This is a genomic window from [Anoxybacillus] calidus (assembly GCF_013760845.1).
GTDB lineage: Bacteria > Bacillota > Bacilli > Bacillales > Anoxybacillaceae > Paranoxybacillus > Paranoxybacillus calidus.
Genome location: NZ_JACDUU010000001.1, coordinates 342,082 through 362,054, shown reverse-complemented (window position 1 = coordinate 362,054; position 19,973 = coordinate 342,082). Strand labels below are relative to the sequence as shown.

Sequence of the window (19,973 nt, the reverse complement as noted above, 5' to 3'; positions counted from 1 at the left end):
GTGTTATACCCCCGAAATAAAACAAAATTGTTGCTTCACTTCATTATTTTATGAATTCACCAAACAAATCTACTTTATATTAAAACATGGAATAAAAAAAAGGAAAAGCACAACTGCTTTTCCTTTTTTATCTAAATATTTCCATATACAGGCTCCGTATCCTGAAGTTTTTCAACCTTCTCTTCCATTCCATTTTGTGCGTTGATGAAAATCCGGTACGTATCCTCGCCTAGCGTACCTAAAAACTCATAACAAAGAACTTCATCGTTTAAATCATTGACAATTATCGCCTGCCGTTCTTCCATTACTTTAAGATTCGGGTTAATTTTTGCTCTTGCCTCAGAGACAGTTAAATTCGGTTTTGGAACAGCATCGATTATATTGGACGACAAATAGTCACGCGCCGAAAAACCAACAATCGTTCCATCATCAAGAGCGACTTTCATCTTAATTGCTTCAGGATAAATACGGATGCCATTTTTGTTTGTCACAAAAGTAAGGATTCCGACATTGTCATACTGCGCGCTTTCATACAGCTCTAAATTCGTAAACTTATGTCTTTTTAAAAACTCCAATCCCTTTATTGTCGCCTCATTTAAACTCATTTTTTGGGTTCGAATCGGTCGGTTGTCAATGACCCAAATCGGATAGCCCCCGTTTTTTGTCATATCCATATACGTCTCTGTTTTCATCTTTGGATCGTAAATGGTTAAGCTATAAAAACGGTTAATAGCTCCTTTTCCGCTTTCCACAATCGATATTTTTTCCGTTCCTTTCAAACCTAAAAATGTTTTCGCAACCTCTTTTGCTTCTTCTTTAGAAATCGGTTTTCCTTTAGCGCGAGTAAATTCGCGATCTTCGTTTTCTAAATTTGTAAATGTTGGCCCAAAATCTGTTTCAGAAAATGATTCAACATTTTTTTCCACCGTCTTAAATCCATCGATAATCGTATTGTCCATTGGTTTTTGATTGGAAGCAAGCGCCAGTTCTACGTCCATCCAACGTAAGTTATTTTTTAATACTAAATATTGAACATTGCGCAGCTCGTTTTGAATGTCCGCGGCATTTTTATATAATTTTTTCAACGCTCCATATTCTTCCTTTGTTAACGGTTCTTTTTCTAAATCACGTATCGCTGTCCGATAGCTGAATTCACCAATTTTCGCTAAAAACTCCTCGGTCTTATTGAACGGAAGCAAGGAAAGCGGCAGTTGTCCAACAGAAGAATGAGCTTCAGCAGCAATCCTCCACACTTCCGCAAGAGCCGGTGACAGCGAAGTGCGCGAATTCATTGCTAATGTCGTACCGATTTTGTCATGAAGCAAATCAACTTGGTACGTTAAATCATGAAAAGCGCGCTGGTAATTGTTTTCTGCATGCAGCAATACTGCATTTTTCTCTTGATGTTCGCGGTAGCCCCAATATGCTGTTCCAACTATTCCGAGTGATAAAAGTCCAATTAAAAATGCTCTTACCAAATTCAACACCTCCAATCTATTTACAGAAAATATGCTTGCCGATTCGTTTAATTTGAGGACGACTCCAAATCCATCCGCTTGTCGCTGTATCCGGATTAAAGTAATAAATCGCCCCTTCTGAAGGGTCCCAGCCGTTAATCGCATCAAGTACGGCTTTCCGTGCTGTTTCATTCGGGGTTAACCATATTTGTCCATCGGCTACCGCTGTAAACGCCCCTGGTTGAAAAATCACTCCTGCCACTGTGTTAGGAAACGCAGGATTTTTCACGCGATTTAAAATAACAGCAGCAACAGCCACTTGACCAATATATGGTTCACCGCGCGCTTCTCCATATACAGCGTTGGCCATAAGCTGAATATCATTTTGTGAAAAGCCCTTTGGCACATTGACAGCTGTTGTTTGTGTTGTGTTTTTCGCTTTGTTTTTTGTTTGGTTGCTTAATGGCTTTCCACCGTAATGAGTAAAATTGTTGCCTTTTCGAATTTGTTCCTTCACAAACTGTTCATTATATTTAGAAGCTTTGACTAACTTCTCTTTCGTGCTTTCTCCGGCCAACCCGTCAACAGGCAGGCCAAATTCATACTGAAAGTTTCGCAATGCCCAATATGTACTCCACCCGAACACTCCATCAATCTTCCCTTTATAAAAGCCGATATATTGCAATCTTGCCTGCAGTTCAATCACATCATCGCCAACAGCTCCTTTTTGAATCACTTGATTCGAAAAGGCTTCAGCCTCTCCTGCACGAAGATAGCATATGAGCAAAAACACTATACAAACTATCGCTTTTCGCAATATCGGTACCTCCTCTATACGTTGCAATTATTTTACGAGTAGTTTCTGCACATATTGCCTTTTTATGCAAAATAAAAGTCAGGCTCTCATTAAGCCTGACTTTTCATCGTCCCTTCGATATGACGCAATGCTAATCCTTTTGCCTGCTTTATTTTACGTAATGCCATCCACCATAAGAAAATCATGAATGGAAGCATGTAGTACATCCACTTTTCCTGCGTTAATAATATAAAGTCATAAATACCATGAAGTAAAAACGGAATAAAAAAGGAAAAAAAGACATATTTTTTCTTTTGTCCCTTAAACTTTGCCTTACCGAGATAAAAACCCATAATGACCGCAAACAACGCATGGCTGGAAACAGGCAAAAGCGCTCTTGTAAATGCAAATTCAACACCATGGGCAAACAAGTAGAGAATGTTTTCAAGCGTAGCAAAGCCGAGAGATACGCTAGCACTATAGACAATCCCGTCATAGGGCTCATCAAATTCTTTATGATCAAAAATAGAATAATAAACAATAAACCATTTAAAAAATTCTTCCAGTAAACCTGAAACTAGAAAAGCGTACAAAAACTTCGTTGTCACAATTTTTTCGACTTGAAGCACATATTGCATAAACATAATTGGAAAAACGAGAATCATTCCGAACATAAACGTACGAAAAACAAGCGTTAAAGGTTCTGTTTCATATTCATCTTTTAAATAAAAATAGCTGAGCAGCGCAAGCCCAGGTGCAATTCCAGCAGAAATAACCGTTAACATAAAACTTCCTCGTTTCCATCCGTTTTCTTTTAATGGTAACATGATATTGTCGTCTTGAAAACGGAATTCAGCTGCTTTTCTTATCTATAAAACATGGCAAATCCGGAGGGAAGAAGTCAATGAAAAAAATTTTAATCATTCATACAGGCGGAACAATCTCAATGAAAGAAGATGAAAAAACCGGGGCGGTCAAGCCGGATGAAAAAAATCCACTTCATGACACCATTCCTTCTTTAAAAACTCTGGCCGATATGCATGCGGAAGAATTATTCCATTTACCATCTCCACATATAACGCCAAAAGAAATGCTGATTCTTCGCAATACAATCGAGGAAAAAATCAAAAAAGAACACTTTCAAGGAGTGGTGATCACTCATGGAACGGATACACTTGAAGAAACTGCCTATTTTTTAGATTTAACCATCCAAGAAGATGTACCAATCGTTGTCACAGGTGCCATGCGTTCAAGCAATGAAATTGGCGCGGATGGCCTATATAATCTCATTTCCTCTGTGAAAGTTGCTTCAAGCGATGAAGCACATGGAAAAGGTGTTCTTGTTGTATTAAATGATGAAATCCATACAGCAAAGAACGTCACAAAAACACATACAAGCAATATCGCTACGTTCCAAAGCCCTCAATACGGTCCAATTGGCATTGTCACAAAACGAGGTGTATTTTTCCATCATTCACCAACAAAAAGAGTGACTTACCCGATTCGACAACTTTCTAAAAATGTGGTACTTCTGAAAGCATATGCCGGTATGGATGATATGATTTTTCATGCCATTCAAACGCTGCCGCTTGATGGTCTTGTTATCGAAGCGCTCGGACAAGGCAATCTCCCGCCTAAAGCAGCGAAAGGAGTTAAATCGCTATTGGAAAAAAAGATTCCAGTCATTCTCGTCTCCCGCTGCTTTAACGGAATTGTCCAAGATATATACGGTTATGAAGGAGGCGGAAAGCAATTAAAAGAAATGGGTGTCATCTTTTCAAACGGTTTAAATGGGCAAAAAGCGAGAATTAAACTACTCGTTGCCCTTGAAATGACAAATGACTATGAAAAATTACAGGAAATGTTTATAGATGAATAAAGTAAAACTTTCTTCTCCACAAACAAAATGAGGCTGACCCCATGGCCAGCCTCTAAATTTTAAATGATTAAATATTTTTCTGCTCACGCTCAACGATGCAAGCAGCAATTTGTCCACCATGAAATCTGCCATTTTCAATAAAAATTTCATTCGCATCATTCCCGGCGGCAATAACTCCGGCAATAAAAATTCCTTCCACGTTCGTCTCCATCGTGTCTGGATTATAAAGCGGACGGCCCGTCTCTTCGTCAATACCAACACCCATTTTTTTCAAAAACTCATGGTCGGGATGATAACCAGTCATTGCAAAAACAAAGTCATTTTTAATCGTTTTCACTTCGTCCCCGACTGTATAAGTGACTGCATCCTCCGTAATTTCTTTTACATGAGCGTTAAATTCCATTTTAATCACTCCTCGACGGACAAGCGAGTCAAATTCCGGAAGAATCCAAGGCTTAATGCTTGGAGAATACTCACTTCCCCGATATAGTACCGTTACACGGGCTCCCGCCTTTACAAGTTCCAATGCTGCATCAACACTTGAGTTTTTTCCACCAATCACGACACAGTCCGTATTATAATATGGGTGCCCTTCTTTAAAATAATGTGTCACTTTTGGCAAATCTTCTCCCGGCACATTCATATAATTCGGATGATCGTAATATCCCGTAGCAATAATGACATAGTCTGCTTCGTATTTGTCCTTTGTTGTTGTTACGATAAATGTTCCATTCGCTTGTTTCTCAACCGCTTCTACTTTTTCAAACGTATTGACACGAATTTGCTTACGCGTCACAACTTCCCTATAATAAGCGAGCGCCTGATTTCGCTTTGGCTTCCGATTTTCTGTAATGAACGGAACACCACCAATTTCTAAACGATCGCTTGTACTAAAAAATGTCTGATGTGTTGGATAATGATAAATTGCATTAACGATATTTCCCTTTTCTATTACTAACGGCTTATAACCAACATCTTGCAAGGCAATTGCCGCTGCAAGACCGCATGGTCCGCCGCCGACAATGATGATTTTCTCTTTTTTCATGCAATGCTCACTCCCTCAAAAGAAATAAAGCGCTTTTACCACATTCCTGTTTTTCATTCATTTTACTGCCACAATGTTGCAAGTTCGCCACGAATGACTCATAAGCAATATGAAACAAAAAATCTCCTATCATGAAAATGATAGGAGATTTTTGGTGAACTTTCAATTTTTAAATCCAGCCGCGGAAACGACATGCTTCCGCCATTTTTCTCACGCCCACCATATAAGCGGCAAGCCTCATATCAACTCGGCGCGTTTGCGCTGTTTCATAGACATTGTTAAACGCTTTCACCATTACTTTTTCAAGTTTCTCTTCCACTTCTTCTTCTGACCAATAATAGCCTTGATTATTTTGTACCCATTCAAAGTATGAAACGGTTACGCCACCGGCGCTTGCCAAAACGTCCGGAACAATGAGAATGCCGCGCTGCGTTAAAATTTCCGTTGCTTCTAATGTTGTTGGACCGTTCGCTGCTTCAACGACAATGCTAGCTTTAATATTATGAGCATTTTCTTCTGTAATTTGGTTTTCAATCGCTGCTGGAACTAAAATATCACATTCAAGCTCAAGCAGTTCTTTGTTTGTGATTGTATTTTTAAATAGTTTCGTCACTGTTCCAAAGCTATCGCGACGGTCAAGCAAATAGTCAATATCTAAACCGTTTGGATCGTATAACGCACCGTAAGCATCGGAAATACCGATGACTTTGGCCCCCGCATCATGCATGAATTTTGCTAAGAAACTTCCTGCGTTACCGAAGCCTTGTACAACGACGCGCGCACCTTTTAAATCAATGCCGCGTTTTTTCGCTGCTTCGCGAATACAAATGGTTACCCCTTTGGCTGTTGCTGTTTCACGACCGTGTGAACCACCCAACACAAGCGGTTTACCTGTAATAAATCCCGGAGAGTTAAATTCATCGATGCGGCTATATTCATCCATCATCCATGCCATAATTTGCGAATTCGTAAATACGTCTGGAGCTGGAATATCTTTTGTCGGCCCGACGATTTGACTAATCGCACGCACATAACCGCGACTTAAACGCTCAAGCTCACGGAACGACATTGTTCGTGGGTCGCAGACGATACCGCCTTTACCCCCACCATATGGCAAGTCAACAATCCCGCACTTTAAGCTCATCCAAATCGATAAAGCTTTTACTTCTCTCTCTGTTACATTCGGGTGGAAACGAATGCCCCCTTTTGTTGGTCCAACCGCGTCATTATGTTGGGCACGGTAGCCGGTAAAAATTTTCACTGTACCGTCATCCATGCGCACAGGAATTTTTACTGTCAGCATGCGAATCGGCTCTTTTAATAGTTCATATACTTCTTCTGGATAGCCAAGCTTCTCCAAAGCTCTATGTATGACAATTTGTGTCGCCTTTAAAACATCGTGCTTTTCCTCATGTTTTTCTTCGTTGGTATGCTTGTCGGCTACCATAAGTAAACCTCCCATAAAATCACTTTGTAAATTATTGTCCACCTTTCATGTCATAGTATACACCCTCAACTTATTTATGCAAAGGAAAAAAATCGATTTTTTAACCTTTTTTATTTCTTTTGCAATCGCTTACATCATTTTTATATCAATAATTCGCAAAGTGTATACTATTTCTTCCAGCACGCTGAAGCATTGTCTATGCGAGATCGATAAAAACAGAAGCTGACTCCAAAATAAATGGCCACAATATATAAGGGCTGACCCAAAAGTGTCTGATCTTGCATGAAATCCATAATATATAGCGTTCTCATTTAATGTTATGTACTATATATTATAGTTATGGGGAGACACTTGCTTTAGGGTCAGCCTCTTATATATTTTGAAGACACTAGCCATTATGAGTCAGCTTGTTTTCCTTCAATAAAATATTGATAAATTTGTTGAACGGTATTGGATTCGATTAACTTTTTGCCATATTCCTGAACGCGATGAATCGTAATCGTTGATGGGCTGCCGAATTCGGCCAATATTGCCACAAAGTCGTTCGTATCAATATGAGAAGGCTCGGCAACGTGTAAATAAAAACGTCCGTTATACGAATATAACGTTCCACCAAAAAAGCCAAGCGTATACAAACGATGACATAATTGGATAATATGTTCGAACTCCTGGAATTCATAAAATATATCTTCACTCTCATCGAGAGTTACTTGCATCTCGATATAATCGTCGCTAAACTCTTCCTCCAAGTCATGGTCTTGGCTTTCACTCGTAACAATGACAACCATTCCCTGTGCCGGTAAAGAGTACACTTCCACCGCGATTGAGCCATTAATTTCAAATCCGAGCTCTTCGTTTGCTTCCTCAATCATATCGCGAAATAATTGATGTACTTTAAACGAATCTTTCCAAAGATCTTCCTTCGTTAATCCGCGGTCGATTAAATCATCGAATGTTAGGAAAATCTTAATTTTATTATGAGTTAATCGTTCAAGTCTCATAAACATCCCTCCTTACCTACACAGCCATCTTCTTATATTTATTGTATGAAAAAAATTATAAATGGTTCTTTCATTGTTACTAATGAGTTTACATCGTTTCTGTACATTTAGACAAGCAATATCTTCAATAAAATTACTATTTTCCTCTCATGGTGCTACAGTTGATTCTCAAGCCATTTTTCCCATTCCTTTTTCGTCTGTCCAACAACATAAACCCCATATATTTCTTTTTCCTTTTTTTCAAGACGTTCAAACGCTTTCCCACCCACACCAATGGTTAAGCCTGGATATTTTTCAGATAAGCGGTCAATCAAAGCAAACGTTTTTTCAATGTTTTGTTTTAATGTGCATGATAAAAACAAAAATTTTGGCTTCACTTCATCAATGACAACGTCTATATCATTTTCAGCAATGCTTGTTCCTAAATAAATGGTCTCAAATCCTTTTTGGCGAAGATATAAAGTAAACATTAATAATCCAAGCTCATGCCATTCATCAGGACCGCATACAGAAATCGTTTTTGGTAAAACCCCATTAATAGGAATCGTTGAAAAAATAATACCAATTTTTGAGCGAATAAACGAGCTTGCAAAATGTTCATGAGCACTTGTAATTTTCTTTTTCTCCCACAAATCGCCAATACATGCCAACAACGAACCTAAAATGTCAACAACGACTTTCTCGACTGTATACATGCTAAAAGCACGGTTCATCAATTCGTTGGCCCGATTTTCATCAAATGACAATAGCGCTTCTAATAACTCGTCCATTAAATGGACATCAAAATCGCTTCTTTCTTCGTCCGTGAAAGAACTCGTTGCTTCCATTCCGTTTTTTTCAAGAAGCGATACAGCCTGACTAATCGTGAATCCTTTGTTTATTTTCGAAATGAGCCATTTTAAAATTTTGACATGTTCCTCAGTATATAAACGATGTCCGGATTCATTCCGCTTTGGAGCGATGATTTGATAGCGCCGTTCCCATGCCCGAAGCGTTCCCGGCTGAATGCCGAGCATTTTCGAGACAGCTTTAATGTTGTACTTTCCTTCCTGTGATGACATCCCGCATCATCCTCCACATACGTTGAGCTGATCCTTTTGATCCATTATAGCTAATTGTACAACACGCGTAAATTTTGTATATGTTTTTTTACATCGATTTTAGCGTAATCAAATTCGTTTCTGCCGGTGCACCAAGACGAAACGGAAGAGCCGTTGTTCCATATCCATTGCTCACGATGACTGTTGTTCCATTTATTTTTCGTACACCGCCCTTTTCATAAATCCCAAATGAAAAGAAACGGATCTGGCCTCCATGTGTATGTCCGCTTAAAACAAGGGAAATGCGCTGATGTTCTTGAATTTTGCCAACAATCGCCGGATTATGGGAAACAAGAATGCGAAACCCTTCATCCCCTGCATCTAAGATAGCTAAGTCAAGCCGAGCGCGATTTTTACTCATATCATCGACACCGAGCAAAGCGATTTTTTCCCCTTTTTCCGATTCGAAAATAACAGCTGTATTGTCTAAAATTTTCACTCCTTCTTCCGTTAAGAAGCTGTCCAATTCATGGAAATCAACTTCATAATCGTTATTCCCCCAGACAAAATAAACAGGACCGATTTCTTTTAAACGCCGAATGTTTTCTGCGACCCTCGCAAACGGAACACCTTTTTCTGTTAAATCTCCACCGATAATTACAATATCTGCTTTCCCTTTTACTTCATTAATAATTTTTTTGGATATGTTGCGTCGGTGAATATCTGAGATAAAAAAGATTGACATCTCTCCAAAACTTCTTGGGAATTCCCGAAACATTAAATTTGTATAAGTGACCTTGTTACGATGCGCCTCAAACCACATGTAAACCAAAAGAAATATGACGATAGCAGCCAATGAAATAAACATAAATCCCCCTACAGATTGTTTTTAAACTTTCGCTTCCGCTGTAAATCTATCGACATCATACCATAAACAATAGAAAAGATTAAAAACAAACCAGTTAAGATGACGTTCATTTGAAATAAAAAATAAAAATTCGCAACAACTCCATAACTAACAATGAGTTCCCCAAGCCGCACTTCGTGTCCAGAAAGATAAAACACTATTTCTTCAACGGCGGAGCGAATAAGAATGGCATTAGCCAAAAAACCGACAAAAAAAGAAGTCATCGCTAAGAAAGACTTAAGCGGGTTAAAAATAAATTCTGTGATAAAATTCGTAAAACGAAACGGGTCCACTTCCGGCATCCAGCTAATCATGAGATATCCACAAATAAAACCGATGAAAAGACAGCATAATTTAAATCGCATAAATCCTCCTCCCCTTTGTTCCACTTGTATGTGAAGAGAGGGAATTTCATGCTGTTATCGACGAGCCGATAAATCATTTTTGTTGTCATGAATAAAAAAAAAAAATCATAAACATAAAGTGATGCACTGTAAAAGGAGGTTCGCCATGTTTACAACACGAAAACAGTATCATCCATATGTAAGCCCTTTTGACCCTTGCCATCCAATTTGCACGAAAACATATGTTACCCCACCGAATCTTTATATTCCGTTTCAACCGCCGAATTTGCCACAATTTCCACTCCATGAAGCATTAAAAAAAGGAACGCTTTGGAAGGTATTTTACGATCCTTATTACGGCCCTTATGAAACGGCTTATAAAGGTGATATCCAATGAAACAAATGCCAAAAGAATATTATGAGCTTCTTGAACAACTGCAAGCCGTTGATTTTGCACTCGTCGATTTAACATTGTATTTAGACACCCATCCACAAGACTATCAAGCGATTCAACAGTTTAACCAGCTGGCTCAGAAACGAAAACACCTAAAAAAACAATACGAAACATTATACGGTCCACTTCAGCAGTACGGCAACAGTTATTCGAATTACCCGTGGAATTGGGACGATACGCCATGGCCATGGCAAGTATAGAGATGTGAGCGGGAGGAGAAAACATGTGGATTTACGAAAAAAAATTACAATATCCGGTAAGAGTGAGCACATGCAATCCGAAGTTAGCAAAATATCTCATTGAACAATATGGCGGTGCCGATGGTGAGCTGGCCGCTGCCCTTCGTTACTTGAACCAACGCTACTCCATCCCGGATAAAGTCATTGGTTTGTTAACCGATATTGGAACAGAAGAATTCGCCCATCTCGAAATGATTGCAACGATGGTGTATAAACTAACCAAGGATGCAACGCCGGAACAGCTAAAAGAAGCTGGGCTTGATGCCCATTATGTGAACCACGATAACGCTCTTTTCTATAATAATGCAGCTGGTGTTCCATGGACGGCCGCTTACATTCAAGCCAAAGGTGATCCAATTGCCGACCTTTACGAAGACATCGCCGCTGAAGAAAAAGCAAGGGCAACGTATCAATGGATTATTAATATGAGCGATGATCCTGATTTAAATGACGGACTTCGTTTCTTGCGCGAACGTGAAATCATTCATGCCCAGCGGTTCCGTGAAGCGGTGGAAATTTTAAAAGAAGAACGCGACCGAAAAAAATTTTTTTAGTTCAGGCCAACTAGCTGGCTCATCAGTGCAGATGTCCTGCTTTTGAGTCAGCTTATTTATTTTCATAGTATAAATTAATATCATATTGTTTTTTCATCCATTCAAACAGCTTATAACGCTCTTTCCATTCTTGTTTCTCTTTCCATAAATCATTACTTTTTTGAATAATTTCGCATCGCAATGCATGAAATTCTTCTTCAGCCTTGTCACATTTCTTTTGATAAAAAAGAATGCTCCAGTACATAGAAAATAAAACAAGCAATATGTATAAATGTTCAGGGCGGTTTAGAAAATCGTCAATCATGGAACTAACAATGAAGTAATTTGGATAAACAATAAAAAGAGCGACATAAATAAAAAAACCGCTAAACCCAATAAACGTAATCATCTGCAACACTTTTACGATTGTCTTCAACCGCTCAAACTTTTGCTTTTTCTCAATAACAGCTGACACCATTTGTTTTGTCACTTCATCGATGTTTTCATGAAACCACTCCATTCTTTTACCCCCAATATCGTTGGTTGTTATAAATATATGTACAAGATTGCAAAATTAGAACGAACTTGTACCATTTTATATCATTAAAAGAAAAAGGGCTGTCCCACGCAAAGGGTCAGACGCCACGTACATCCTGTTTTATTGGAAATGACGCGTCAGGTCAGACCTTTGCCGGACAACCTCTACTTTGACATCTCAAATACTGGTATTTTTAACACTTGCCCTTTATGAAGTTGTGAGCTGCTTAAATCATTCCATTCTTTAATGATTCGCATTCCTTCATCGCTTTTATAATATTTCATCGCAATACTGAATAATGTTTCGTTTTCTTGGACGACATGAGTAATGACCTCCTGCCCGCTCTCCTCTTCATCGCTTTCTATTTGCTCTTTTTCTGATACAGATTTTGAAACAGATTCTGATACAGATTGGCGATTGTTAGCCGACGACTTCACTTTCTCACTGCTTGTTGATTGGGTCGGTTGAGAACTTGGTTTTATTTTCGTTTTTTGCTCATCATTGTGATTAACAATATCTACTGTTTCGTAGCTATCACTTTGATTGAGCTTAATCACACTTGTCGATTTTTTATCATATAAATAATAAATGCTTAAAATCGATATTGGCAGAAGAATAAAGAAAAGCGCCAACAGACGAATGACTGGATATTTAATTTTCCATTTTGTCTTTCTGCTCGTTTTTTTATGCACCTCACTGCGAGGCGGTAATGAGAAGGTATCCAGTTCATTTCCCTCTTGTTTCAAGTCATGCGCTTGCTGCCGCAATCCTTCAGCCTGGTCATGCGAAGATGGTTTGTTCGTCAATGTTTCTTCACCTCAATATTGCTCTTTGCGCTTGGATTGAAGATAATCAAAACGAATTTTCACTGCTAAAACGAAATCAATGAAGAAGTGAGAGAAAATCGTCACCCACAGACTATGCGTAAGTTCGTATACATAGCCGAGAAAAAAACTAAGCAAAACAACGACAATAAACAAAAATATTTTGGATAAGTAGCGAACATGCAATACTGCAAAAATGATGCTTGCAATCACAAGACCCAAATTCGTTTGTATGACACCGCGAAACAATATTTCCTCACTAAAAGCAATCAGAAGACATAGAAAAAATATGTGTGGAATCGAGCGAGTTTGAAAAATTTTTTCATTCACTCCACCATCGTCATACCAATCTTCCGGCAAATAATGCATCAATAAAAAATCAACGATAAGAACGAGAAGTGCACTCCCTGCTCCATACACAATGACGTCATGAAATGAAAATTGCCAGAGCTGCCCGAAAGATTCCCAGTCAAAAAAGAATAAACCAATGATGAAAGATAAGAACAATAATAAAAGCTGTGTAATATATAAATGGATGAGCACTTCTTTGTCGCTCATTGTTTGAATGAGTTGTGCTTGACGTTTCATTACCCATGTCCTCATTTCAAAAGAAAATTCTTTTCAATTCATCCTGCCAATCGAATGCTATCGTCTTTCGCTTCAAGCGGTTGTTCGAAAAGTAACGGCTTATATCAAACCCGCATATATCGCAGCACGCCTCAGGTTTTTGTGTCAGCTGTTCCGTAAAATAAGACAAAACTTGTTCTCTGCGGCAATGAGAATGAAAAATCCACCGCAGCATTGCATTTAATTTTTGTTGTTTTAATTGTTTGCGACTTTCAATTTTCTTCATTAATTGACAGCATAAATCTTTCGCATCAACATATTCCGCTCGTGAATAACGTTCCAATAAATAGTCGATTAACCGCCATTGCACTTCGGTCAGCCCAACACGGTCGAGTGCATATGCTTCCAACTCACTTTTCGATAGATTCATAGATAATCGATTACATAATTGTTCGACCTGTTCTCTTGTCGGCAATTCCATCTCCATAAGAGATTGTACCATGTCCTCATCGCCATTGGTATACAATAATATCGCGACACTATGATTTCCATCTCGACCTGCTCTTCCGATTTCTTGTACGTACGATTCCATCTGAGCGGGAAGATGAAAATGAATGACAAAGCGGATATTTGCTTTATTCACTCCCATTCCAAAAGCGTTTGTACAGCAGACAATATTTAATTGATCGTGCAAAAACTGCTGTTGAATGAGCATTCGCTGCTCAGCATCCATGCCTCCGTGGTAATACGCCGTTTTGTCCAAACCGTTTTCCCTAAGCAGATTAGCCGCTTTTTCTGTCCACTGCCGGCTTGAAAAATAAATGATGCCTGGGCCTTGCAAAGATTTCGCATAAAAAAGCAGTTTCTCGATTTTTTCTTGTAAAAACTCTGCCTTTTCCACCTTAATCGCAATGTTTGGACGATCAATGGAATACAAATGTTTTTTTATGCTACGCATTTGGAGAGAAGCAATGATATCTTCAATGACTTCCACCGTCGCTGTCGCTGTCAGCGCCAAACATGGTGGATTGCCGAGGAGCTGCCGAATTTGTCCGAGCTTTAAAAAATCCGGACGGAAATCATGCCCCCACTGTGAAATACAATGTGCCTCATCGACGACAAACAATGATACGTTCACTTTCAATAAGGCGTTTAGCAGTTTAGGCGACTGTAAAATTTCCGGAGAAGCATAAATAAAGCGGTAACTGTTTAAATGCGCAAGAGCCTCTTTTTTTTCACGGACGGATAAAAAGCTATTCAGAGCAATCACTCGTTTTTCGCCACGATTGCGCATTTGCTGTACTTGGTCTTCCATTAACGAAACGAGCGGAGAAATAATCAACACACTGCCGGAAAGCAAGTATCCAGGGAGCTGGTAGCAAAGCGATTTTCCGCCACCTGTTGGTAGCATTGCAATGACATCATTCCCATTTAAGACATCTTCAATAATGCCCCTCTGGCCTAGTCGAAAGGAAGAATGGCCAAACTTCTCTTTTAATATCGTTTCAAGTTTCACGTTTCCCACCGACTTTCGCAAGCACAAGGCGAATTTCAAAATAGCTTACTGTTGTTCCTAATGCTTCTTTAATTTTCTTCAACTGATTTGTTTGCAATCGAGCCGCTGTTTGTTTGATTTTTTCGATCGTTTGCTGCTCAACAAACGTTCCAATTGAAAAATCGCTTATATTGGCAGCAATTTCGACAAGATGGTCTTCAATTGTGCTTCGTTTTAACTTGCGGATTTGCGCAATTTGCTCGATGCTTTTTCCTTTTTGCAGCCATTCATACGTTTTTCTTGTCGACATCGTTAAAGGGATAGGAACATAAAGGTCTCTTAGTAGTTCATATAAAGCTGGAAAACGGTTTCTATCCATTTCTACCCGTGCCATCATATAATGTAACACATGCTGAAAAATGAGCTGAACATAGATGCGATCCTTGTTGAAAAAGACAGCTATTTGCTCATTGGTCCAGCCAATTCGTTTATAGCTTGTCAAACGTAATACAAACATTGCCGCTTCTTCATCAGAAAAAGCAGAAAGAATTGTCGTTAATTCATGATAAAGCATTTTTCCTAAGTCGTGTACTTGTTTTTTCGAAAGAAGATAGCGCTTGACCCAAGCAAGTGTTTCCTCATGGCGATGAATCGGTTCAAACTTTCGTCCATGCAGCAAATTGGATAATGTTTGAATGACAAGGGAAAGACGATACCAAAATGGTGTTGTTTGTTGATGATATTTAAGTCCGTTTAAATAAGCAGGAAACGGCAGACGTATCAGCCAGTCATCAAGGTATTTATTTCCTATATCTGTTAGCTGATAATGACGCTCATTTATACGCTCTATGAAATGTTTTTCCTGCAATTGATGAAACGTTTGATTTACATCCTTTTTCTCAATATCTTTTAATACACCAAACAAGAATTCTAATTGAAACCATTTACTGTCCTGTAATGTCTGCGATGACTTTTTCCCTTTAAGCAAATGATAAATAGCCGATAAGGAACGTTCACCGCGAAATTGGCGCAAACAATATAAAACAATACAATGTAAATAGTTCAATCTCGATTTTTCCCCCTAAAACTTGTCAAATCACTGATTCTATTGTAGCAAAATCTGTCGATTGTTTTCATGTATAAGCATACATAAAAATGGGAAAATTGAGATGAGCAACCCTTAGTATGATAAGCATTCTCAATGGACTTTTCTATTGAAAAGTTATTTGAACAGTTTTATTATTATACTATGAGGAATACGTTTCCAACTTACATATCCTCGTTAGCGGAATCTATTAATCACCAATACCGTAAGAAGCTAAATCGAACTCAGGAGGTTTTTTGTATGCCGAAGTATACGATTGTTGACAAAGAAACATGTATCGCATGTGGAGCTTGTGGCGCTGCTGCTCCAGACATTTATGACTACGATGATGAAGGTATTGCTTACGTAACACTTGACGACAACCAAGGTATCGTAGAAGTTCCAGATATTTTAATTGACGACATGATGGATGCGATGGAAGGATGCCCAACTGACTCCATTAAAGTAGCAGACGAGCCATTTGATGGAGATCCAAGCAAGTTTGAATAAGATTTAAAAAGTGGAAGCAAGCGACTGCAAGCCGAATTAGCCGCTGAAGCTAGACAACAAAATCTAAAAGCCCCTTTGAACCATCAAAGGGGCTTCATCTATTATTACGCAGCCATTTGTCGATGAATCCATGGCTTCATTTTTGCAAATAATATGATAAAAATAACTGTAACCATGCTTCCCTTAATTACGTTAAACGGTAAGATGCCTGTGACAATTAATTGTCGCGCTTGTTCCGAAGATAATGCCGGAGCATTTAAAAAGAAAGTATACGCAGGCAAAATAACGTAATAGTTTAATACACTCATCATCAATGTCATCACAATCGTACCCAATACTAATCCATATGTTAAACCTTTTGAAGTGCCGAATTTTTGAAATAGATAGGATGCTGGTAAAATAAATAACACTCCAGCAACAAAATTCGCCAGTTGTCCCACAGGAATTCCTGTACCACTACCTTGAATAAGATAGTGAAGTATGTTTTTAATTGCTTCTACTGCAACTCCTGCAATTGGTCCAAATAAAATGGCTGCTAGCATCGCTGGAATTTCACTAAAATCGATTAATAAAAATGGTGGCAATGCCGGCAACGGAAAGTTCAGCATCATCAATAAATAGGCAATGCTGCTCCACATTCCAATAGCCATCATTTTTTTCACATTGTTTGTTTCTTTCATCTTTCTCTTCTTCCTTTCTTTCTGAGATACAGATCCATCTCAAGAAAAAGAGGAAGGTTTCTCTAGCCCCATAAAAAAATCGGGCTGTCCCACAGTGTCTGACCTTACGCACATCACATCATATATAGGTTATTTATCCGACGTTTATATCATGTTGCGTGGGCTGACACTTTGCTTTTGGATCAGCCACGAGAAGTTTTATGGTATGCCAAAGAGACGCCCGCCAACTATATTTTCGGACGCTTCAACCTCCATCTTCTCCCATCCAGACTATACTGTCGGCTCTGGATTTGCACCAGATCCTGCCTTTACGGCTCGCGGGCTTAGAAACCATTGTTTCATCACCGCCGGTCGGGAATTTCACCCTGCCCCGAAGATAGATCTATTTTGTTCGGTTATATTATAACGAATGTTTCTTCATTTGTGAACATAAAAATCTTGAATTAAAGACTTTTTAACCAATTGTTGCTACTCGTTCTCTCATATTCTATAATAAAAAAAGCATACATATTATTAAGGAGGAAATTGTCGATGGCTTTTGAAAACAAAATAGTAGAAGCATTTATTGAAATTCCTACCGGCAGTCAAAACAAGTATGAGTTTGACAAAGAACGCGGAATTTTTAAATTAGACCGTGTCCTATTCTCGCCAATGTTTTATCCGGCTGAATACGGTTACTTACAAAATACACTTGCACTAGATGGCGATCCGCTTGACATTTTAGTGATTGTGACAAATCCTACATTCCCTGGCTGCGTCATCGATACGCGCGTTATCGGCTATTTAAATATGATTGACAGCGGTGAAGAAGATGCAAAATTAATCGGTGTTCCAGTTGAAGATCCTCGCTTCGATGAAATTCGCAGCATCGAAGACTTACCGCAACATAAATTAAAAGAAATTGCCCACTTCTTCGAACGCTATAAAGATCTTCAAGGCAAGAAAACAGAAATCGGTACATGGGAAGGTCCAGAAGCTGCTGCTAAACTAATCGATGAGTGCATCGCCCGCTATAACGAACAAAAGAAATAATGAACTGATAAAAAAAGGTTGACCCATCAGTGTCTGACCTCACGCCCATTTCACAATATATCATTCATTTATCCAAAGTTAAGTCTTATCTATTGTGTTGTGGGGTCTGACACTTTGTTTTGGGTCAGCTTTTTTGTTTTCATACAACATATTGCTTAAACCTTGCTCCCCAATCATTCTATTTCCGAACATTTAAGATAAAAACGCTTACATTTGTATGACTTCTCCTAAGCTCATTGACAGTCTTTTTTTCGTATGATAAATTATCAGAAATTTAAAAAATATCCATCGAGAAAGGAGTTATCACTGTGTTTCGAATTTTAGTATCTGATGCCATCAGTGAAGAAGGTTTAGCCCCTCTATTAAACGCTGAACATATTGAAGTTGTGCAAAAAAAAGTTTCTGACGTCGAAGAATATCTTGACCAGTTTGATGCATTGCTTGTACGAAGCGCGACAAAAGTAACAGAAGAGCTGCTGGCCAAAATGAAAAGCTTAAAAATTGTTGGCCGCGCTGGAGTTGGTGTTGACAACATTGACGTAGATGCGGCAACAAAATATGGAGTCGTTGTTATCAACGCTCCTGACGGCAATACAATTTCAACGGCAGAGCATACATTTGCGATGATGGCTGCACTTGTGCGCCATATTCCCCAAGCACACGTTTCTGTGAAGTCGAGGGAATGGAATCGTTCCGCATTTGTCGGCAGTGAATTATACGGAAAACATTTAGGAGTTATCGGTTTTGGCCGAATCGGTTCGGAAGTGGCAAAACGCGCCCGTGCTTTTGGAATGAAAGTTCATGTATATGACCCATTTTTAACAAAAGCAAGAGCGGAAAAAATCGGAGTAGAACCTTGCACGCTCGATGAAGTGTTATCCGTTTCCGATATTATTACAGTACATACCCCTTTAACAAAAGAAACAAAAGGATTGCTAGGTCCGAAAAATTTAGCAAAAACGAAAAAAGGTGTTTACCTCATAAATTGTGCACGCGGTGGCATTATGGACGAGCAGGCGTTAGTAGCGTTTCTTGAAAACGGTCATGTTGCTGGCGTCGCTCTTGATGTATTCGAACAAGAACCACCTGGTGACCATCCACTTCTTGCGTTTGATAATGTCATTGTCACACCGCACTTAGGGGCATCGACGGTCGAGGCTCAATTACATGTGGCCACTCAAGTTGCTGAAGAAGTATTGAAATTTTTAGAAGGAAAACCAGTTACGTCCTCTATTAATCTCCCAACATTATCAAAAGAGGTTTATGAAAAGATTCAATCTTTCTATAATTTGGCGAAAAAAATGGGCACGGTCGCTTCACAATATATGGTCGAGCCTGTGCAGGAAATCGCCATTACTTACTCCGGAACAGTTGCCGATTTGGAAACAACATTTATTACGCGCAGCTTGCTTGCCGGCTTTTTAAAACCGCGCGTTGCTTCGACTGTGAATGAAGTGAACGCCGCCATGATCGCCAAAGAGCGCGGCATCGTGTTTGGTGAAAAGTTCTCGACAAACTCTGAAGGCTACGCTAACTCCATTGCCTTAACCATTTATGGAGAAAAGCAAACATTTACGATTAAAGGAACACATATTCCAAATTATGGAGACCGTATCGTTCATTTTAACGGTTTTGCGATTGATTTTGCTCCGGAAGGCCATCTTTTATACATTCAACATCATGATAAACCAGGAATGATTGGTCAAGTTGGAAAAATTTTAGGCGATCATCAAGTAAACATTGCGACAATGCAGGTAGGACGTCAAGCTGTCGGCGGAAAGGCAATTATGATGCTATCGCTTGATAAACCGTTAGCCGATTCGATTGTAGAAAAACTGTCTGAGGTTACAGATATTGAGTCTGTGAAAAAGATTGAAGTTTAAATTAGATTCATAGAAAAAGAGGCGGTAGATTCTCCGCCTCTTTTTTCAAGCTAATAAGTTACATTACATTGTATTTTAGAGTCCGTTTTCAATCCCATCAACGTGTTTCATGGCTATACACTCGGCTCCGCCTTTCTTTTTGTCTAGCTACGGCGCCTAGCTCTCTTGTGCCAAATAACCTTCGCCTTAGAAGTGACAAGCACCTCTACAGGCGAAGA

The 19,973-nt window shown here is 39.1% G+C and carries 22 protein-coding genes and 1 riboswitch; of the genes, 7 read left to right on the top strand and 15 right to left on the bottom strand.

Going from position 1 to position 19,973, the window contains the following annotated elements:
- Positions 1-131: 131 nt before the first annotated feature.
- The 3 genes from ypeB to prsW form a co-directional block, all read right to left on the bottom strand.
- Entirely contained in the window at positions 132-1,478 is a 1,347-nt protein-coding gene (ypeB, locus tag HNQ85_RS02000) for a germination protein YpeB (RefSeq protein WP_181535703.1), read from the bottom strand.
- 16 nt (positions 1,479-1,494) lie between these two features.
- Positions 1,495-2,277, bottom strand: a complete 783-nt coding sequence (sleB, locus tag HNQ85_RS01995; protein WP_181536485.1) for a spore cortex-lytic enzyme — start codon at positions 2,275-2,277, stop codon at positions 1,495-1,497.
- A gap of 86 nt (positions 2,278-2,363) precedes the next feature.
- Positions 2,364-3,038 (bottom strand): glutamic-type intramembrane protease PrsW, encoded by a 675-nt coding sequence (gene prsW, locus HNQ85_RS01990; RefSeq protein ID WP_181536484.1) that lies wholly within the window; start codon positions 3,036-3,038, stop codon positions 2,364-2,366.
- A gap of 119 nt (positions 3,039-3,157) precedes the next feature.
- Here prsW and HNQ85_RS01985 point away from each other — a divergent pair, with 119 nt between their 5' ends.
- Positions 3,158-4,132 carry an asparaginase gene (locus HNQ85_RS01985; RefSeq protein ID WP_181535700.1) on the top strand — a complete coding sequence of 325 codons (975 nt, stop codon included), beginning with the start codon at positions 3,158-3,160 and terminating at the stop codon, positions 4,130-4,132.
- 67 nt (positions 4,133-4,199) lie between these two features.
- Here HNQ85_RS01985 and HNQ85_RS01980 read toward each other — a convergent pair whose 3' ends face one another.
- The 6 genes from HNQ85_RS01980 to HNQ85_RS01955 form a co-directional block, all read right to left on the bottom strand.
- The gene (locus tag HNQ85_RS01980) at positions 4,200-5,177 is read right to left on the bottom strand and encodes a YpdA family putative bacillithiol disulfide reductase (protein ID WP_181535698.1); all 978 of its coding nucleotides are present in this window, start codon (positions 5,175-5,177) and stop codon (positions 4,200-4,202) included.
- Between the two features lie 169 nt (positions 5,178-5,346).
- Complete coding sequence (locus tag HNQ85_RS01975; RefSeq protein ID WP_181535696.1) at positions 5,347-6,624, bottom strand: Glu/Leu/Phe/Val family dehydrogenase; 1,278 nt, start codon at positions 6,622-6,624, stop codon at positions 5,347-5,349.
- A gap of 395 nt (positions 6,625-7,019) precedes the next feature.
- The gene (locus tag HNQ85_RS01970; protein WP_181535694.1) at positions 7,020-7,625 is read right to left on the bottom strand and encodes a genetic competence negative regulator; all 606 of its coding nucleotides are present in this window, start codon (positions 7,623-7,625) and stop codon (positions 7,020-7,022) included.
- 155 nt (positions 7,626-7,780) lie between these two features.
- Positions 7,781-8,686, bottom strand: coding sequence for a MerR family transcriptional regulator (locus HNQ85_RS01965; protein WP_181535692.1), 906 nt, complete (start codon positions 8,684-8,686; stop codon positions 7,781-7,783).
- Positions 8,687-8,774: 88 nt separating this feature from the next.
- Positions 8,775-9,533, bottom strand: a complete 759-nt coding sequence (locus HNQ85_RS01960; RefSeq protein ID WP_181535690.1) for a metallophosphoesterase — start codon at positions 9,531-9,533, stop codon at positions 8,775-8,777.
- A gap of 8 nt (positions 9,534-9,541) precedes the next feature.
- A complete protein-coding gene (locus HNQ85_RS01955) occupies positions 9,542-9,937 on the bottom strand; it encodes a hypothetical protein (RefSeq protein ID WP_181535688.1) in 396 nt (131 codons plus the stop codon).
- 145 nt (positions 9,938-10,082) lie between these two features.
- Here HNQ85_RS01955 and HNQ85_RS01950 point away from each other — a divergent pair, with 145 nt between their 5' ends.
- The 3 genes from HNQ85_RS01950 to HNQ85_RS01940 are packed head-to-tail and all read left to right on the top strand — an operon-like array spanning position 10,083 to position 11,163.
- Entirely contained in the window at positions 10,083-10,313 is a 231-nt protein-coding gene (locus HNQ85_RS01950) for a spore coat associated protein CotJA (protein WP_181535686.1), read from the top strand.
- Entirely contained in the window at positions 10,310-10,570 is a 261-nt protein-coding gene (locus tag HNQ85_RS01945; RefSeq protein ID WP_181535684.1) for a spore coat protein CotJB, read from the top strand. The genes HNQ85_RS01950 and HNQ85_RS01945 overlap by 4 nt, the downstream gene beginning before the upstream one ends.
- Positions 10,571-10,593: 23 nt before the next feature.
- A complete protein-coding gene (locus tag HNQ85_RS01940) occupies positions 10,594-11,163 on the top strand; it encodes a manganese catalase family protein (RefSeq protein ID WP_181535682.1) in 570 nt (189 codons plus the stop codon).
- A 52-nt stretch (positions 11,164-11,215) separates the two neighbouring features.
- Here the strand turns inward: HNQ85_RS01940 and HNQ85_RS01935 are convergent, their stop codons facing one another.
- The 5 genes from HNQ85_RS01935 to HNQ85_RS01915 all read right to left on the bottom strand — a co-directional run bounded on the left by HNQ85_RS01935 (position 11,216) and on the right by HNQ85_RS01915 (position 15,632).
- The gene (locus tag HNQ85_RS01935; RefSeq protein WP_181535680.1) at positions 11,216-11,662 is read right to left on the bottom strand and encodes a YpbF family protein; all 447 of its coding nucleotides are present in this window, start codon (positions 11,660-11,662) and stop codon (positions 11,216-11,218) included.
- Positions 11,663-11,844: 182 nt separating this feature from the next.
- Positions 11,845-12,486, bottom strand: a complete 642-nt coding sequence (locus HNQ85_RS01930; protein WP_181535678.1) for a LysM peptidoglycan-binding domain-containing protein — start codon at positions 12,484-12,486, stop codon at positions 11,845-11,847.
- A gap of 12 nt (positions 12,487-12,498) precedes the next feature.
- On the bottom strand, positions 12,499-13,092 hold the full coding sequence (locus HNQ85_RS01925) for a CPBP family intramembrane glutamic endopeptidase (protein WP_181535676.1): 594 nt from the start codon (positions 13,090-13,092) through the stop codon (positions 12,499-12,501).
- 16 nt (positions 13,093-13,108) lie between these two features.
- Positions 13,109-14,587: a RecQ family ATP-dependent DNA helicase gene (locus HNQ85_RS01920; protein ID WP_181535674.1), complete on the bottom strand. Its 1,479-nt coding sequence runs from the start codon at positions 14,585-14,587 to the stop codon at positions 13,109-13,111.
- Positions 14,577-15,632, bottom strand: a complete 1,056-nt coding sequence (locus HNQ85_RS01915; protein WP_181535672.1) for a YpbB family protein — start codon at positions 15,630-15,632, stop codon at positions 14,577-14,579. Before HNQ85_RS01915 ends, HNQ85_RS01920 begins: the two co-directional genes overlap by 11 nt.
- Positions 15,633-15,911: 279 nt before the next feature.
- Here HNQ85_RS01915 and HNQ85_RS01910 point away from each other — a divergent pair, with 279 nt between their 5' ends.
- Complete coding sequence (locus tag HNQ85_RS01910; RefSeq protein WP_181535670.1) at positions 15,912-16,160, top strand: ferredoxin; 249 nt, start codon at positions 15,912-15,914, stop codon at positions 16,158-16,160.
- A 104-nt stretch (positions 16,161-16,264) separates the two neighbouring features.
- Here the strand turns inward: HNQ85_RS01910 and HNQ85_RS01905 are convergent, their stop codons facing one another.
- A complete protein-coding gene (locus tag HNQ85_RS01905; RefSeq protein WP_181535668.1) occupies positions 16,265-16,840 on the bottom strand; it encodes an ECF transporter S component in 576 nt (191 codons plus the stop codon).
- Positions 16,841-17,089: 249 nt separating this feature from the next.
- A riboswitch (FMN riboswitch) is annotated at positions 17,090-17,222 on the bottom strand.
- Between the two features lie 149 nt (positions 17,223-17,371).
- Here HNQ85_RS01905 and HNQ85_RS01900 point away from each other — a divergent pair.
- Positions 17,372-17,872, top strand: coding sequence for an inorganic diphosphatase (locus HNQ85_RS01900; protein ID WP_181535666.1), 501 nt, complete (start codon positions 17,372-17,374; stop codon positions 17,870-17,872).
- A gap of 308 nt (positions 17,873-18,180) precedes the next feature.
- Complete coding sequence (serA, locus tag HNQ85_RS01895) at positions 18,181-19,755, top strand: phosphoglycerate dehydrogenase (protein ID WP_181535665.1); 1,575 nt, start codon at positions 18,181-18,183, stop codon at positions 19,753-19,755.
- The last annotated feature ends 218 nt before the right edge of the window (positions 19,756-19,973 follow it).

Excerpts from the sequence above, each read along its gene's own strand:
- prsW (WP_181536484.1), bottom strand. The coding sequence starts at position 3,038 with ATGTTAACGGTTATTTCTGCTGGAATTGCACCTGGGCTTGCGCTGCTC.
- HNQ85_RS01985 (WP_181535700.1), top strand. The coding sequence starts at position 3,158 with ATGAAAAAAATTTTAATCATTCATACAGGCGGAACAATCTCAATGAAA.
- HNQ85_RS01980 (WP_181535698.1), bottom strand. The coding sequence starts at position 5,177 with ATGAAAAAAGAGAAAATCATCATTGTCGGCGGCGGACCATGCGGTCTT.
- HNQ85_RS01975 (WP_181535696.1), bottom strand. The coding sequence starts at position 6,624 with ATGGTAGCCGACAAGCATACCAACGAAGAAAAACATGAGGAAAAGCAC.
- HNQ85_RS01970 (WP_181535694.1), bottom strand. The coding sequence starts at position 7,625 with ATGAGACTTGAACGATTAACTCATAATAAAATTAAGATTTTCCTAACA.
- HNQ85_RS01965 (WP_181535692.1), bottom strand. The coding sequence starts at position 8,686 with ATGTCATCACAGGAAGGAAAGTACAACATTAAAGCTGTCTCGAAAATG.
- HNQ85_RS01960 (WP_181535690.1), bottom strand. The coding sequence starts at position 9,533 with ATGTTTATTTCATTGGCTGCTATCGTCATATTTCTTTTGGTTTACATG.
- HNQ85_RS01955 (WP_181535688.1), bottom strand. The coding sequence starts at position 9,937 with ATGCGATTTAAATTATGCTGTCTTTTCATCGGTTTTATTTGTGGATAT.
- HNQ85_RS01950 (WP_181535686.1), top strand. The coding sequence starts at position 10,083 with ATGTTTACAACACGAAAACAGTATCATCCATATGTAAGCCCTTTTGAC.
- HNQ85_RS01945 (WP_181535684.1), top strand. The coding sequence starts at position 10,310 with ATGAAACAAATGCCAAAAGAATATTATGAGCTTCTTGAACAACTGCAA.
- HNQ85_RS01940 (WP_181535682.1), top strand. The coding sequence starts at position 10,594 with ATGTGGATTTACGAAAAAAAATTACAATATCCGGTAAGAGTGAGCACA.
- HNQ85_RS01935 (WP_181535680.1), bottom strand. The coding sequence starts at position 11,662 with ATGGAGTGGTTTCATGAAAACATCGATGAAGTGACAAAACAAATGGTG.
- HNQ85_RS01925 (WP_181535676.1), bottom strand. The coding sequence starts at position 13,092 with ATGAAACGTCAAGCACAACTCATTCAAACAATGAGCGACAAAGAAGTG.
- HNQ85_RS01910 (WP_181535670.1), top strand. The coding sequence starts at position 15,912 with ATGCCGAAGTATACGATTGTTGACAAAGAAACATGTATCGCATGTGGA.
- HNQ85_RS01905 (WP_181535668.1), bottom strand. The coding sequence starts at position 16,840 with ATGAAAGAAACAAACAATGTGAAAAAAATGATGGCTATTGGAATGTGG.
- HNQ85_RS01900 (WP_181535666.1), top strand. The coding sequence starts at position 17,372 with ATGGCTTTTGAAAACAAAATAGTAGAAGCATTTATTGAAATTCCTACC.